Here is a 14,608-nt window from a genome sequence, read left to right on the forward strand (position 1 = left end):
ACCTGCCCGTGGACCGGGGGAGCACCGGACAGTAAGGACAACTGTCGTGAGCAACGTGTCATCCAAGAACGCTGTCGTGCTGATCGCCGAAGAGCTGTCGCCTGCCACCGTCGACGCCCTGGGACCGGACTTCGACATCCGGCACTGCGACGGCGCCAACCGCACCGAGCTGCTGACCGCCATCGCGGACGCCGACGCCATCCTGATCCGCTCCGCCACCAAGGTGGACGCGGAGGCGCTGGCGGTGGCCAAGAAGCTCAAGGTCGTCGCCCGCGCGGGCGTAGGGCTCGACAACGTCGACGTATCCGCCGCCACCAAGGCCGGCGTGATGGTCGTCAACGCGCCGACCTCCAACATCGTCACGGCTGCCGAGCTCGCCTGCGGCCTGCTGATCTCGGTCGCCCGCAACATCGCGCCCGCCAACTCCGCCCTCAAGCAGGGCGAGTGGAAGCGCAACAAGTACACCGGCGTCGAGCTCTCCGAGAAGACCCTCGGCGTGGTGGGCCTGGGCCGGATCGGCGTGCTGGTCGCCCAGCGGATGTCCGCGTTCGGCATGAAGATCGTCGCCTACGACCCCTACATCCAGGCCGCCCGCGCGGCCCAGATGGGCGTCAAGCTGCTCTCCCTGGACGAGCTGCTGGAGGTCTCCGACTTCATCACCGTGCACCTCCCCAAGACCCCCGAGACGATCGGCCTGATCGGCGACGAGGCGCTGCACAAGGTCAAGCCGAGCGTGCGCATCGTCAACGCCGCCCGCGGCGGCATCGTGGACGAGGCCGCGCTCGCCAGCGCCCTCAAGGAGGGCCGGGTGGCCGGCGCCGGCCTGGACGTCTACGCCAAGGAGCCGTGCACCGACTCCCCGCTCTTCACCTTCGACAACGTGGTGGCCACCCCGCACCTGGGCGCCTCCACCGACGAGGCGCAGGAGAAGGCGGGCATCGCGGTCGCCAGGTCGGTGCGTCTGGCGCTGGCCGGCGAGCTGGTCCCGGACGCGGTCAACGTGCAGGGCGGCGTGATCGCCGAGGACGTCCGTCCGGGCCTGCCGCTGGCCGAGAAGCTCGGCCGGATCTTCACCGCGCTGGCCGGCGAGGTCGCCGTCCGGCTCGACGTCGAGGTCCGCGGCGAGATCACCCAGCACGACGTGAAGGTGCTCGAACTCTCGGCCCTCAAGGGCGTGTTCGAGGACGTCGTGGCCGAGACGGTGTCCTACGTGAATGCCCCGCTGTTCGCCCAGGAGCGCGGCGTCGAGGTCCGGCTGACCACCAGCAGCGAGAGCCCCGAGCACCGCAACGTGATCACCGTGCGCGGCACCCTGGCGGACGGCGGCGAGGTGGCCATCTCCGGCACGCTCTCCGGCCCGAAGCAGCAGCAGAAGATCGTCGGCGTGGACTCCTTCGACGTGGACGTCGCGCTCACCGACCACATGGCGTTCTTCAAGTACGAGGACCGCCCCGGCGTGGTCGGCACGCTCGGCCGGATCCTCGGCGACGCGGGCATCAACATCGCCGGCATGCAGGTCGCCCGGGACGGCGAGACCAAGGACGCGCTGGCCTCGATCACCGTGGACAGCGAGATCTCCCAGGAGGTGCTGGCCGAGATCGCCACCGAGATCGGGGCCAAGTTCGCCCGCGGGGTCGACCTCGGCTGACGCTTGCGGACACCCTGTCAGCAGCCCTCTTCACCTGTTGTGTTGATTGTGCAACAGAGCCTGGAGAGGGCTGTCGGCATGCCGGGCGGCTTCCCTAGGATCGTTCCCGCCACAACGTTCCAAGCTAGGGAAGCATCATGAGTGACGGATTCGGCGGCCTGCTCGGCATCGCCCAGCAGCTCCTCGGTGGAGAGCAGCAGCAGGGCCACGGCGCAGGGCACGACGACTTCCTGCAGGGCCTGTCCCAGCGGCTGCTGGAGGGCCACGAGCCGGTGCAGAACGGCGTGACCTACGAGATCGACGAGAAGTTCTTCTCGCCCACGCACGACTTCTGGATCAAGAACGGCCAGGGCCAGAAGGTCTTCCAGGTCGACGACAAGCTCTTCAGCTTCAGCGGCGCGCTTGCTCTGCAGGACGCCCAGGGCAACGAGCTGTACCGGGTCTCCGAGAAGATCATGACGCTCCGGGACATCCGCTACATCAACCGGGGCGACCAGCGCCTCGCCACCGTGCACAAGGCCCTCTTCTCGCCGCTGGTGTACAAGTTCACCGTCACCTTCGAGAACGGTGCCGAGCTGCACGTCACCGGCAACATCACCGACCACCAGTACGCCATCACGTACGGGCAGCAGGAGGTCGCGCACATCTCCCGCAAGTGGTCGCTGCTGAGCGAGCACTACGGCGTGACCATCGTGCCCGGCCAGGACGACGCGCTGCTGCTGGCCATCTGCGCCTGCGTCGAGGACATGGTCATCGACGACTGATCGCCCCCGACCAGCCGCAGGCCCGGACCGTCCGACGGTCCGGGCCTGCGGCGTTCTCGGTCGTCCCCGTCTCAGATAGTAGGAAATCCGAGTAGTTGTGCAGACAGCCGCTGACCACCGGCGTACCGTGAAACTGCCACACGGTCAGCCTGTCGCTCCCGGCCCCACCAGCCGCCCGGAGTGCACGGCCCGTGCGCGCCGTACGCACTGTGGCGGGCGACCCCCGCCAGGCGTATCCCCCTCCTTCCTTTCCTTGGCACCGCCGCGTGCCCACGAACCCAGGAGTCCGGTATGCCCCCCACCGCAGACCTGCTCACCCACCGCGACCGCACCCCCGCCGCCGCCGCGCAGCCCGTCCGCCGTCGCCGTCGTCCCAGCGAGCCGAACCCCTTCGCCGCCGCCGCCCTCCAGCGCGCCCTCGACCGCCGCGACAACGGCGGCAGCACCGGGCACCTCTAGGCCGTTCGCCTGACGGCCTGTCACCCACGCGGGTGCAACAGGCCGCCGGCCGGGTGAAGTTGCTGGCCACTGCCGACGCGATGATCGTAATTTGATGCCTCCGGAAGGGTGATCGCCGACCGAGGCCCCTCGGTCGGCCGCAGATCAGTCCGCCCCTCCGGGGGAGACGAGCTGTGCGCATCCGATCGCCCCGCAGGCTGACCGTTCCGCTCTGCCTGGCCCTCGCCCTGTCGGCCGCGCTGCCCATCGGTGGCGTGGCCGGCGCCGCACCACCGCGCGCGGCTCCACCGCCCGCGCGCAGCAGCGTCCTGCTGGAACTCGACACCGAGGCCGCCGCCCCCGCCTGGCGGCGCGCCACCGAACAGGCCCGGCGCGAACTGCGCTCCCCGCAGGCGGTGCAGCGCGCCGCCGCGCAGGCCGGCCACGACCAGCACGCGCGGGCGGGCGAGGCCCTGGAGCGGCTGGAGCACGCCGTCGGCCCCGGCGTGCGGATCCTCTACCGCACGAAGACCCTGTTCACCGGCCTCGCCGTGGACGCCCCCGCCGACCGGCTGCCGGCCCTGCGCGCGCTGCCCGGCGTGCGCGCCGTGCACCCGATCACGCGCAAGGACCGCTCGAACGCGCACTCCGTCCCGCTCACCGGCGCGCCCGCGGTCTGGTCCGGCGCGGACGCCGTGCCCGGCAACACCGGCCAGGGCATCACCATCGGCATCATCGACAGCGGCATCGACTACACCCACGCCGACTTCGGCGGCCCCGGCACCCCCGAGGCGTTCCGGGCCGTCGACGGCTCCAAGCCCGCGCCGCCGGGCCTCTTCCCGAACGCCAAGGTGACGGGCGGTCAGGACCTGGTCGGCGACGACTACAACCCCGACCCCTCGGCCCCGGACTTCCAGCCCGTCCCGCACCCGGACCCCAACCCGCTGGACTGCGCCGCCGAGGGCCACGGCACGCACGTCGCGGGCACCGCCGCCGGCTACGGCGTCGGCTCCGACGGCCGCACCTACACCGGCCCGTACCGCAGCGGGCTCGACCCGGCGGGCTTCCGGGTCGGACCCGGCGCCGCGCCCGGCGCCAAGCTCTACGCCCTGAAGATCTTCGGCTGCCACGGCGGCACCGACCAGCTCGCGCACGCTCTCGACCTGGCCGCCGACCCCAACCAGGACGGCGACCTCACGGACCGCCTGGACGTGGTCAACCTCTCGCTCGGCAGCCGGTTCGGCGACCCGGACGACGCCGACGCGCTGGCCGTCGACAAGCTGGCCGAGGCCGGCACCGTGGTGGTCACCTCGGCCGGCAACGACGGCGACGTCTACGGCGTGGGCGGCAGCCCCGGCGTGGCCGCCCGGGCCCTGACGGTGGCCGCCTCGGTCGGCGGCCACGGCGACGCGGACGGCCTGCGGGTGCTCTCCCCGCCCGCCGCGGCCGGCCTGCTGCCCGCGCACTGGAGCGCCGGCTACCGCGGCTGGGCCGACCACGAGGTGGCCGCGCCGCTGGCCCTGCCGCTCGACCAGGCGGACGGCTGCACCCCCTTCAGCCCCGCCGACGCCGACCGGCTGCGGGGCAGGATCGCCCTGCTCTCCTGGCGCACCGAGGACGCCGACCGGGCCTGCGGCTCACCCGCCCGGGCCGACCACGCCGCCGACGCCGGGGCGGTCGGCGCGATCTTCGCAGCCGACGGCGACCACCTCGGCGAGATCACCGGCAACGCCCGGATCCCCGCCGCAATCGTCGCCCCGGCCGACGGCGACCGGCTGCGGCAGGACGCCAGGACCGGCGAGACCCGGGTCGAACTCGCCACCCCGGGCAACCCGCTGCACGGCTCGGTCTCCCAGGACCAGCCCGAGCGGGTGGACACCATGACCGACTTCAGCTCGCGCGGGATCGCGGTGGCCGGCCTGGTCAAGCCCGACCTGGCGGCGCCCGGCGAGACCATCTGGTCGGCCAAGGCGGGCAGCGGCAGCCAGGGCGCCCGCGACGACGGCACCTCGATGGCGGCCCCGCACATCAGCGGGATCGCCGCGCTGGTCCGGGCCGCCCATCCGCAGTGGACCGTCGAGCAGGTGAAGGCCGCGCTGATGGACACCGCCGGCGACACCTGGGCGAAGGGCGGCCGCACCGGACCGGTGTACGGGCCGGAGCGGGCCGGCGCCGGCCGGGTCCGCGCCGACCTCGCGGTCGCCACGCCCGCCGTCGCGTACGCGGTCGGCGAGCGGCCGGGCGCGGTCGGGCTCTCCTTCGGGCCGGTCCCGGTGACCGGACCGCTCGCGCTCACCCGGGAGGTCGAGGTGCACAACTTCTCGACCGCGCCGCTCGACTACACCACCGGCTACCAGGCGGCCACCGAACTGCCCGGCGCCCGGTTCGAGTTGTCGCCGAGCCGGCTCACCGTCCCGGCGGGGGAGAGCGCCCGGGTGCGGGTCACCCTGAGCGTGCCGGGCCTGCTGGAGCGCGCCCCCGACCCCACCCTCACGCTCACCCAGGCCGGCCGGGCCCGCTCCTACCGCGGCGAACTCTCCGGACGCCTGCTGCTCACCCCGGCCGACCCGGCCCAGCCGGTGCTCCGGGTGCCGCTCTTCGCAGCCCCGCGCCCCGCCTCCGACCTCACCGCCGCACCCGGGCAGGCGGTGCCGCGCGCGAACGGCCCGGCCTCGACCCTGCTGACGCTGAGCGGCACCGCCGCCGTCACGGGCAGCGGCACCGCCTCGCTGATCAGCGCGTTCGAGCTGGGCGGCGAGGGCCCCCGCTGGCCGGACTGCCCGGCCCCCGGCCACGACGCGACCTGCGTGGACCGGCCGGGCGAGCGGGCCGCCGACCTGCGGGCGGTGGGCGCGGCCACCGACGCCCCTGCGGTCCCGGGCGACACCCTGGCGGACGGGATGCTCTACCTGGCGGCCACCAGCTGGGCCCCCGCCAGCGGTCCGGTCGCCCTGACCTCCGTACGGGCCTCGCTGGACACCGACGGCGACGGCGTGGTGGACGCGGTGGTGTCGGCCGACCGGCTGCCCGGCAGCGACGTCCTGGTGGCCCGCACGGTGGACGCCCGCACCGGCCGCGAACTGGACGTCCAGCCGCTCGACGCGCGCTGGGGGGACACCGACACCGACCTGCTGGACAGCGACACCGTGGTCCTGCCGGTGCGGCTGGCCAAGCTCCCGGGCCTGCGTCCGGACGCCGCGCGGATCCGCTACGCGCTCTGGACGGGCTACCAGGACGGCTCCTTGGACCCGGCCGGCGCGCTCTCCTCGATCGGCTTCGCCGGCACCCGGCCGACCCTGGAGATCGACGTCCTGCACCCGGCCGTGGACGTCCGCGCGGGTGCCTCCGGACCGGCCGCGGTGGTCGCGCCCGAACTGCCGGGCGCCGTCCTGGAGGTGCGCCGCGCGCAGCCGGGGCCGGTCCGGCTGCTGCTGGTGCACCACCTGAACACCGACGGGAAGCGGGCCCAGCTGCTCACCGTCGGCTGAGCCGCCGGCGCTGCCACCATGCGCCGGCGGCGACGGTGAGCAGCGCCGCCGCGGCCGCCGCCGCCACCGCCAGCCCGTCCATCAGGCCGGGCTGGCGGTAGTCGCACGCCACCCGCGAGGCCCCCGCGCCCAGCGGCACCGCCAGCAGCCCCTCGGCCGACTGCGGTGCCCGGTCCGGCCCGCCGTCCACCGCGCACTGCCAGCCCGGGACCACCGGCAGCGAGAACACCGCCGTGCCGGCGCTCCCGGCGGGCAGCGCCGCGCTGATCGTGTGGCCGCCCGCGCGCACCGCGACCGCGCCGCCGGCCGTCAGCCGCGCCACCGCGGCGGAGAGCGCGGCCTCGTCCAGGCAGCCCACCGGCAGCGCCGGAACCTGGCTGTCGGCGCCGCTGCGCAGCTCGAGACGGACCACCCCGTCGGCGGGGACCGTGCCCAGCAGGTGGATCGGCATCGCGGTCGCGTTCTGCCGTCCGGCGCTGCTGAAGCCGCCGCCCGGGCCGGTCACCGTTCCGTCGAACCAGGGGCCGTAGAAGTACGCGGTACCGCCCGGCGGGCAGCTCAGCGTGAAGCCCGGCGGGCTGCCGTCCGGCGGGACGGGCGGGATCGACCAGCCGCTGCTGCCGTGGTCGGTCGGGGCCGGCGACCCGAACGGCGCGGGCACCGGGATCCGGTAGACCTCGGCGCCGAGCAGCGCCTGCTGGCGGGACCAGACCGAGGAGGTGTCCAGCACGGTCGGCGCGTGCACGGTGACCAGCGGCGGAGCCGGGCGCTGCTGGACGGTGAGCCGCGGGTCCAGCACCCCGCGCACTGCGAGCAGCGCCTGCCCGACCGGGTCGGCGACGCTCTGGGTCCGCCGCCCCTGCGCGGACCAGCCCGCGCCCAGGGCGTGCAGGGTCTGCGCGGTGACGGCGGGCAGGTAGGGGCTGTCGTAGCCGCCGCCCTCGCCGCCGATCAGCAGCGGGTCGTCTGCGGTGAACCGCGCCGGCCCCGGATCGGTGCGGCCGGTCGGCCAGTGGTCCGAGCCCCGGATCGCGTCGCGGGCGGCCCGGACCTGGGTCTCGTCGGGGCGCGGACCGTGCGGCGGGGTGACTGAGGTCACCGTCCAGCTCGACCCGGCCAGCACCAGCAGGGTCAGCGCCGCCGCCGCGACCCTGCGCGGGCCCCGGACGAGCAGCAGCAGCGCGGCCACCGCCAGCGGCACCCCGACCCCCAGCAGCACCCAGGTGATCGGCCGCACCGATCCGTGCCCCCGCGCCACCAGCGCGAGCACCGCCACCACCGCCACGCCGCCGGCCAGCGCGACCCGGTCGGGCCGCCGGGCCAGGCAGCTCCAGGCCGCCATCGTCAGCAGCCCGCTGAGCACGAAGGTCGAACGGTACGGGTCGCCCTCGGGAGCGGCCGGGGCGTGCCACAGCAGGATCGCCGGCCGCCAGGCGAACGAGAGCGCGGCCAGCGCCAGCAGCACGCACCAGCCGGCCCGCTCACGCCACGGCACCGCGCGGTGGAACGGCAGCGCCGCCGCCAGCAGCAGGCCCAGCACCCCGACGAAGACGTTCGGCAGCGCCCGCTCGGACAGGCCGCCGGTCAGCGCGCCCGGCAGGGTCTGGGCCAGGTAGTCGGTGAGCCCCGGAGTGCCCGGTCGCAGGGCCGTCACCGGCTGGGCGGCCCGCCCGGCCCGGAAGGTGACCGTGAGCACCGGCGCGACCAGCCCCACCCCCACCGCCGTCATGCCCACCGCCCGGCCGAGCGCGCGCAGCCGGTCGCGGACCGGGCGGTCGCCGGCCAGGACCAGCCGCAGCAGCAGTACCAGCGCGGCGCCCAGGGTCGCGGTCAGGGCGATGGAGAAGTCGCCGGTCCAGGCCAGCGCGACGCAGAGCGTCCCCAGCCCCCAGCGCTCGCGGCGCAGCGCCCGGTCGAAGGCCAGGCAGAGCAGCGGCAGCGAGACCGGCCCCCACAGCCACGCCGGCCGCCCCGCGCCGTCGACCAGCACCCAGCCGCACAGCCCGTACCCGACCGCGAGCAGCCCCCGCAGCCAGGGCGAGCCGGCCCGCAGCCGGCCCAGGAAGAGCGTCATCAGGGCGGTGGACAGACCGATGCTCAGCAGGGTGGCCAGCAGGACCCCCACGCCGACGGCGCTGCGCGGCAGCAGCACCACCAGCCAGGAGAACGGGTTCAGCAGTGAACCGAACAGATCCGGCAGGAACGGCACCCCGTAGCCGCTGCCCCAGTTGAACAGCAGGTCCCCGGAGGTCTCCCCGTGCACCAGGTCCCACAGATGCGCGTGCAGCGGCACCACCCGCTCGGTCGGCCCGCGTCCCCCCTGCACCGCGAGCCCCACCCCGTACGCCCCCGCCGCCAGCGCACCGGCCGCGACAGCCGCCCGAGATTCCCGCATGCCGCCCATCCTGCCGCCCCGGCCCGTCAGTGCTCGGGCACCGACCGCACCCGTAAGGGTGATGTGAGACGGAAGCTGCTGGGTAACCTGAACTGGATCGCCAGAATCTCCTCGTGGGAGTAATCATGAGCGTCGCACCGCAGCCCGATTGGCCCCAGCCCCCGGTCGGCGGCTGGACGGCCGAGGACTTGGACCGGCTCCCGAACCTGCCTCCGCACACGGAGCTGCTCGACGGGAGTCTGGTTTTCGTGAGTCCGCAGATGATGTTCCACATGCGCACGATGCGTCTGCTGGAGCGCGGCCTGCTGGAGGCAGTCCCGGCCGGGTGGGACGTGCTGCGGGAGATGACCATCGTCCTGGGTGTCCGAAATCGTCCCGAGCCCGATCTGATGGTGGTCCGGCAGTCGGCGCTCGCCGGCCCGGAGCAGACCTCTGTCGGCCCCGAGGACGTCCTGCTGGCCGTTGAGGTTGTCTCTCCCGACTCCGTCGAGCGTGACCGCGAGGTCAAGCCCCGCAAGTACGCGGCCGCCGGAATCCAGTACTACTGGCGCGTCGAGAACGATCAGGGAAGTCCCGTGATCTACACCTACGAGGTCGACCCGGCGACCCGGACCTACGCCCCGACCGGCGTCCATCGGGGCGCACTCAAGACCGCCCACCCCTTCCCCGTCGACGTCTCGCTCGACCTGAGCTAATCACCCGTCCGCATCATGGACATGAGGTGTCAGCAGCTGGGACGCGGAGTAGGGTTCCGGCCATGTCTCGCAGCCTTCGTCTCGCAGTGATCCCCGGTGACGGTATCGGCCAGGAAGTGGTGGCCGAGGGCCTCAAGGTCCTGACCGCCGCGCTTCCCGCCGATGTCAAGATCGAGACGACCGAGTACGACCTCGGCGCCCGGCGCTACCACGCGACCGGTGAGACGCTGCCGGACAGCGTGCTGGCCGAGCTGAAGAACCAGGACGCGATCCTGCTCGGGGCGATCGGCGACCCGTCGGTGCCCTCCGGGGTGCTGGAGCGCGGGCTGCTGCTGAAGCTGCGCTTCGCCTTCGACCACCACATCAACCTGCGCCCGGGCAAGCTCTTCCCCGGTGTGGCCTCCCCGCTGGCCGGCGACCCGGTCATCGACTTCGTGGTCGTCCGCGAGGGCACCGAGGGTCCGTACGTCGGCAACGGCGGCTCGCTGCGCACCGGGACCGAGCAGGAGGTGGCCACCGAGGTCAGCCTCAACACGGCCTTCGGCATCGAGCGCGTGGTCCGCGACGCCTACCGGCGCGCCGCCGCCCGTCCGCGCAAGAAGCTGACCCTGGTCCACAAGAACAACGTGCTGGTGCACGCCGGCCACCTGTGGACCCGGATCTTCCAGCAGGTCGGCCAGGAGTTCCCCGAGGTCACCACCGACTACCTGCACGTGGACGCGGCGACGATCTTCTTCGTCACGCAGCCCGAGCGGTTCGACGTGATCGTCACCGACAACCTGTTCGGCGACATCCTCACCGACCTGGCGGCCGCCGTGACCGGTGGCATCGGCCTGGCGGCGAGCGGCAACATCAACCCCTCCGGTGCCTTCCCGTCGATGTTCGAGCCGGTGCACGGCTCGGCCCCCGACATCGCCGGCCAGGGCAAGGCCGACCCGACCGCCACCGTGCTGTCGGTCGCCATGCTGCTGGAGCACCTCGGCTTCACCGCCGAGGCGGCCAAGGTCGAGGCGGCGGTCGCCGCCGACCTCGCCGAGCGCACCGGCACCCGTAGCACCTCGCAGGTCGGCGACGCGCTCGCCGCCCGAGTAGCCGGCTGAGAGGGCCGGCGCTCCCAACAGCTGTTCGGCACGGCCCTTGAGATGCGACTATCAACAGTGGGCCGTGCCGTCGTGCGTTCAGTCACCGAAGCCGGATGGCGGTCATGGCCCTGACCAACCCCACGGTGAAGGACTGAAGACATGACCACGCCCAACCAGGCGCCAATCACGTTCGAGCTCAAGCCCTCCGCGCACCCGCTGCCCGCGGCCGAACGCGCGGCCCGGCTGGCGAACCCCGGCTTCGGTCGGTTCTTCACCGACCACATGGTCACCATCCGCTGGACCGAGGGCCGCGGTTGGCACGACGCCGAGCTGACCCCGTACGCGCCGCTGGAGATGGATCCGGCGAACATGACGCTGCACTACGGGCAGTCGATCTTCGAGGGCCTCAAGGCGTACCGCCAGCCCGACGGCTCGATCGCGACCTTCCGCCCCGAGGCCAACGCCGAGCGCTTCCAGAGCTCCGCCCGCCGCCTGGCGATGCCCGAGCTGCCGACCGAGACCTTCGTCCGGGCCGTCGAGCTGCTGGTCCAGCAGGAGCGCGACTGGGTGCCCAGCGAGCCCGAGCAGAGCCTGTACCTGCGGCCGTTCATGTTCGCGACCGAGGTCGGCCTGGGCGTGCGCCCGGCCAACGAGTTCCTCTTCATGATCATCGCCTCCCCGGCCGGCGCCTACTTCCCGGGCGGCGTCCAGCCGGTCTCGGTCTGGCTCTCCGAGGACTACGTGCGCGCCGCCCCCGGCGGCACCGGCGCGGCCAAGTGCGCCGGCAACTACGCCGCCTCGCTGGTCGCCCAGGCGCAGGCCGCCGCGAAGGGCTGCGACCAGGTGGTCTGGCTGGACGCGGCCGAGCACAAGTGGGTCGAGGAGATGGGCGGGATGAATCTGTACTTCGTGTACGGGGAGGGCGACGACGCCCGCATCGTCACCCCCGCGCTCTCCGGCGCGCTGCTCCCGGGCATCACCCGCGCCTCGCTGCTCACCATGGCCGCCGACCTCGGCCACGCCACCGAGGAGCGCCGGATCTCCACCGACGAGTGGAAGCAGGGCAACGCGGACGGCACCCTGACCGAGGTCTTCGCCTGCGGCACCGCCGCCGTGATCACCCCCGTCGGCTCGGTCAAGTCCGAGGGCGCGGACTGGACCGTCGGCACCGGCGAGCCCGGCCCGGTCACCCTCAAGCTCCGCAAGGCCCTGCTCGACCTCCAGGGCGGCCACGCGGCCGACCCGCACGGCTGGATGCACCCGATCGTCTGACCCGTCTCCGCTTCCTCCCGGGCGCTCCACGCTGTGGGGCGCCCGGTCTGGGTAACCTCGAAGTGACCCGCTCGTTGAGCTGTGTGGATCGGAAGGAGGGGACCGTGACTGCGTTGACGCACCATGTCACCGACGCCCCGGGCGATGAAGGCAAGAGCCTGCTGGAAGCCTTCCTGGCGCTGGAGACCCCGGAGGGGTTCAAGGCCGAGCTCATCGAAGGGGAGATCATCGTGACTCCACCGCCGGACGGTGACCACGAGACCGCGATTGGCCGGATCGTCTGGCAGATCGCTCGTCAGTGCCCCAAAGGAATGGACTTCGCAGGGGGCAAGGGGCTGATCGTCCCTACTGGTCGCTTCATTCCGGACGGCACGTTCACCAGCCGTGGTGCTATGGCAGGGCGAGGATCCTGGTCGAAGCCCGAGGGGGTGCTGATGGTTCTCGAAGTCACCTCCAGGCGTCCCGAGAAGGACCGTGAAGCAAAGCGGGTCGGCTATGCGGCTGCTGGTATCCCGCTCTACCTCCTCCTGGATCGCCAGGAGAACAAGGTTTTCCTTCACAGCGACCCCCAGGAGGACGACTATCACTCCACCGCGTGGGTGCCGGTGGGGGAAGCCCTGGATCTCCCCGCGCCCTTCGGCTTCGCGCTGGACACCGGCGAACTCCTCTGAGCGTCCCGCATCGCGAGATGGGGCGCCCGTCCTGCGGGACGGTGTGCCAGACTCCGAGTGTGTCCTCGCTCGCGCTCATTATTAGCAGCAGGCGCGCCGGTCCGCAGTGACCGCTCCGCAGTACCCCCGCGGAGTGACCACCGTGTCTCAGACCCGCGCGCAGACCTCTCGCACCCGCGAGGGGTCTTTTGTTTTGGCCCGGTCGCGCCCATCCCCGCCGACCGGGCGGGATCCGGCCCTGCGGCTCCGCCCACGAGGTGGTGCCGGATGCCGGGTGGCGCGCGGGAATGGTGGACAGTGGAGCCGGGAATCCGGCAAGAGCAGTACTCCCCGAACGGAGAATCCAGGGCCATGACCGACGGCACGAGTCACCCCGATGACAGCTTCCACGTCTTCGACACCACCCTGCGCGACGGCGCGCAGCGCGAGGGCATCAACCTCACGGTGGCCGACAAGCTGACCATCGCCCGCCACCTGGACGAGTTCGGCGTCGGTTTCATCGAGGGTGGCTGGCCCGGCGCCAACCCCCGGGACACCGAGTTCTTCGCCCGCGCCGCGGCCGAGCTGAAGCTCTCGAACGCCCAGCTGGTGGCCTTCGGCGCGACCCGGCGCGCGGGTGGCAGCGCGGCCGCCGACCCGCAGCTCGCCGCGCTGGTGGCGTCCGGCGCCCCGGTGATCACGCTGGTCGCCAAGTCGCACGACCGCCATGTCGAGTTGGCGCTGCGCACCACGCTGGAGGAGAACCTGGAGATGGTCCGGGACAGCGTCTCGCACCTGCGCGCCCAGGGCCGCCGGGTCTTCGTCGACTGCGAGCACTTCTTCGACGGCTACCGCGCCAACCGCGAGTACGCGCTCGCGGTGGTCGGCGCCGCCCACCGGGCGGGGGCCGACGTGGTGGTGCTCTGCGACACCAACGGCGGCATGCTGCCGTCCGGCGTGCACGAGATCGTCGCGGACGTCATCGCCGCCACCGGCGCGCGGATCGGCATCCACGCCCAGGACGACACCGGCTGCGCGGTCGCCAACACGCTGGCCGCGGTGGACGCCGGCGCCACGCACGTGCAGTGCACCGCCAACGGCTACGGCGAGCGGGTCGGCAACGCCAACCTGTTCCCGGTGGTGGGCGCACTGGAGCTCAAGTACGACCGCCGGGTGCTGCCGGCCGGGCGGCTCGCCGAGATGACCCGGATCTCGCACGCCATCGCCGAGGTGGTCAACCTGACCCCCTCCACCCACCAGCCGTACGTCGGGGTGTCGGCCTTCGCGCACAAGGCCGGCCTGCACGCCTCCGCGATCAAGGTCGACCCGGACCTCTACCAGCACATCGACCCCGAGCGGGTCGGCAACACCATGCGGATGCTGGTCTCCGACATGGCCGGGCGGGCCTCGATCGAGCTCAAGGGCAAGGAGCTCGGCTACGACCTCTCCGCCGACCGCGACCTGGTGGGCCGGGTGGTCGCACGGGTGAAGGAGCAGGAGAACCTCGGCTACACCTACGAGGCCGCCGACGCCTCGTTCGAACTGCTGCTGCGTGACGAGGCGCAGGGCCGGCGCAAGCGGTTCTTCACGCTGGAGTCCTGGCGGACCATCAGCGAGCAGCAGGCGGGCGGGCAGCCGGGCCTGGCGGCCGGGGGCGGGACGGCGGCCAACGAGGCGACCGTGAAGCTCTGGGCCAAGGGTGAGCGGATCATCGCCACGGGGGAGGGCAACGGTCCGGTGGACGCGCTCGACCGGGCGCTGCGCACCGCGCTGGAGAAGATCTACCCGCAGCTGGCGAAGCTGGAGTTGGTGGACTACAAGGTCCGGATCCTGGAGGGCCAGCACGGCACCGGGTCCAAGACCCGGGTGCTGATCGAGAGTGCGGGCGGCAACGGCAGCTGGTCCACGGTCGGCGTCGCCGACAACGTGGTCGCCGCCTCCTGGCTGGCCCTGGAGGACGCTTACACCTACGGCCTGATCAAGTCCGGCCTGGAGCCGCAGGAGTGAGCTGACGGTCCGTGGGGGCTCCGCGATGCGGAGCCCCCAACACGGGCTCGGTTTAGCGGAGGCGGGCGAGGAGTGGGCCCCTCCTCATCGGAGGCGGGCGAGGAGGGCGTGTTCGACGAGGGTGATGAGGGCGCTTTTGGCGCTGTCTCGGCGGCGTGCGTCGAGGGTG

General features: G+C 73.0%; 10 protein-coding genes and 1 pseudogene. 9 read left to right on the top strand and 2 right to left on the bottom strand.

Annotated elements, in window-relative coordinates:
• Positions 1–55 precede the first annotated feature (55 nt).
• From serA to P3T37_RS12755, 4 genes are all read left to right on the top strand, one after another.
• Positions 56–1,648 carry a phosphoglycerate dehydrogenase gene (serA, locus tag P3T37_RS12740; RefSeq protein WP_280723680.1) on the top strand — a complete coding sequence of 531 codons (1,593 nt, stop codon included), beginning with the start codon at positions 56–58 and terminating at the stop codon, positions 1,646–1,648.
• A 137-nt stretch (positions 1,649–1,785) separates the two neighbouring features.
• Positions 1,786–2,412: an LURP-one-related family protein gene (locus P3T37_RS12745; RefSeq protein ID WP_280723654.1), complete on the top strand. Its 627-nt coding sequence runs from the start codon at positions 1,786–1,788 to the stop codon at positions 2,410–2,412.
• Positions 2,413–2,703: 291 nt separating this feature from the next.
• The gene (locus P3T37_RS12750; RefSeq protein ID WP_280723681.1) at positions 2,704–2,871 is read left to right on the top strand and encodes a hypothetical protein; all 168 of its coding nucleotides are present in this window, start codon (positions 2,704–2,706) and stop codon (positions 2,869–2,871) included.
• A gap of 173 nt (positions 2,872–3,044) precedes the next feature.
• Positions 3,045–6,338, top strand: a complete 3,294-nt coding sequence (locus P3T37_RS12755; RefSeq protein WP_280723655.1) for a S8 family serine peptidase — start codon at positions 3,045–3,047, stop codon at positions 6,336–6,338.
• On the opposite strand, the gene P3T37_RS12760 is transcribed toward P3T37_RS12755, so the two are convergent.
• A complete protein-coding gene (locus P3T37_RS12760) occupies positions 6,325–8,733 on the bottom strand; it encodes a YfhO family protein (protein WP_280723656.1) in 2,409 nt (802 codons plus the stop codon). The two genes, P3T37_RS12755 and P3T37_RS12760, sit on opposite strands and share 14 nt — an antisense overlap.
• Before the next feature lie 125 nt (positions 8,734–8,858).
• Between P3T37_RS12760 and P3T37_RS12765 the strand changes: the two genes are divergently transcribed.
• The 5 genes from P3T37_RS12765 to cimA all read left to right on the top strand — a co-directional run bounded on the left by P3T37_RS12765 (position 8,859) and on the right by cimA (position 14,439).
• A complete protein-coding gene (locus P3T37_RS12765; protein ID WP_280723657.1) occupies positions 8,859–9,428 on the top strand; it encodes a Uma2 family endonuclease in 570 nt (189 codons plus the stop codon).
• 62 nt (positions 9,429–9,490) lie between these two features.
• On the top strand, positions 9,491–10,528 hold the full coding sequence (locus P3T37_RS12770; RefSeq protein ID WP_280723658.1) for a 3-isopropylmalate dehydrogenase: 1,038 nt from the start codon (positions 9,491–9,493) through the stop codon (positions 10,526–10,528).
• Between the two features lie 141 nt (positions 10,529–10,669).
• Complete coding sequence (locus P3T37_RS12775) at positions 10,670–11,782, top strand: branched-chain amino acid aminotransferase (RefSeq protein WP_280723659.1); 1,113 nt, start codon at positions 10,670–10,672, stop codon at positions 11,780–11,782.
• Positions 11,783–11,886: 104 nt separating this feature from the next.
• Entirely contained in the window at positions 11,887–12,453 is a 567-nt protein-coding gene (locus P3T37_RS12780) for a Uma2 family endonuclease (protein WP_280723660.1), read from the top strand.
• Between the two features lie 351 nt (positions 12,454–12,804).
• Entirely contained in the window at positions 12,805–14,439 is a 1,635-nt protein-coding gene (gene cimA, locus P3T37_RS12785) for a citramalate synthase (protein ID WP_280723661.1), read from the top strand.
• A gap of 84 nt (positions 14,440–14,523) precedes the next feature.
• Here cimA and P3T37_RS12790 read toward each other — a convergent pair.
• Positions 14,524–14,608: pseudogene (locus P3T37_RS12790) on the bottom strand (ATP-binding protein); the annotation flags it as partial.

The organism is Kitasatospora sp. MAA4, from assembly GCF_029893355.1.
In the GTDB taxonomy this organism is placed as follows: Bacteria; Actinomycetota; Actinomycetes; order Streptomycetales; family Streptomycetaceae; genus Kitasatospora.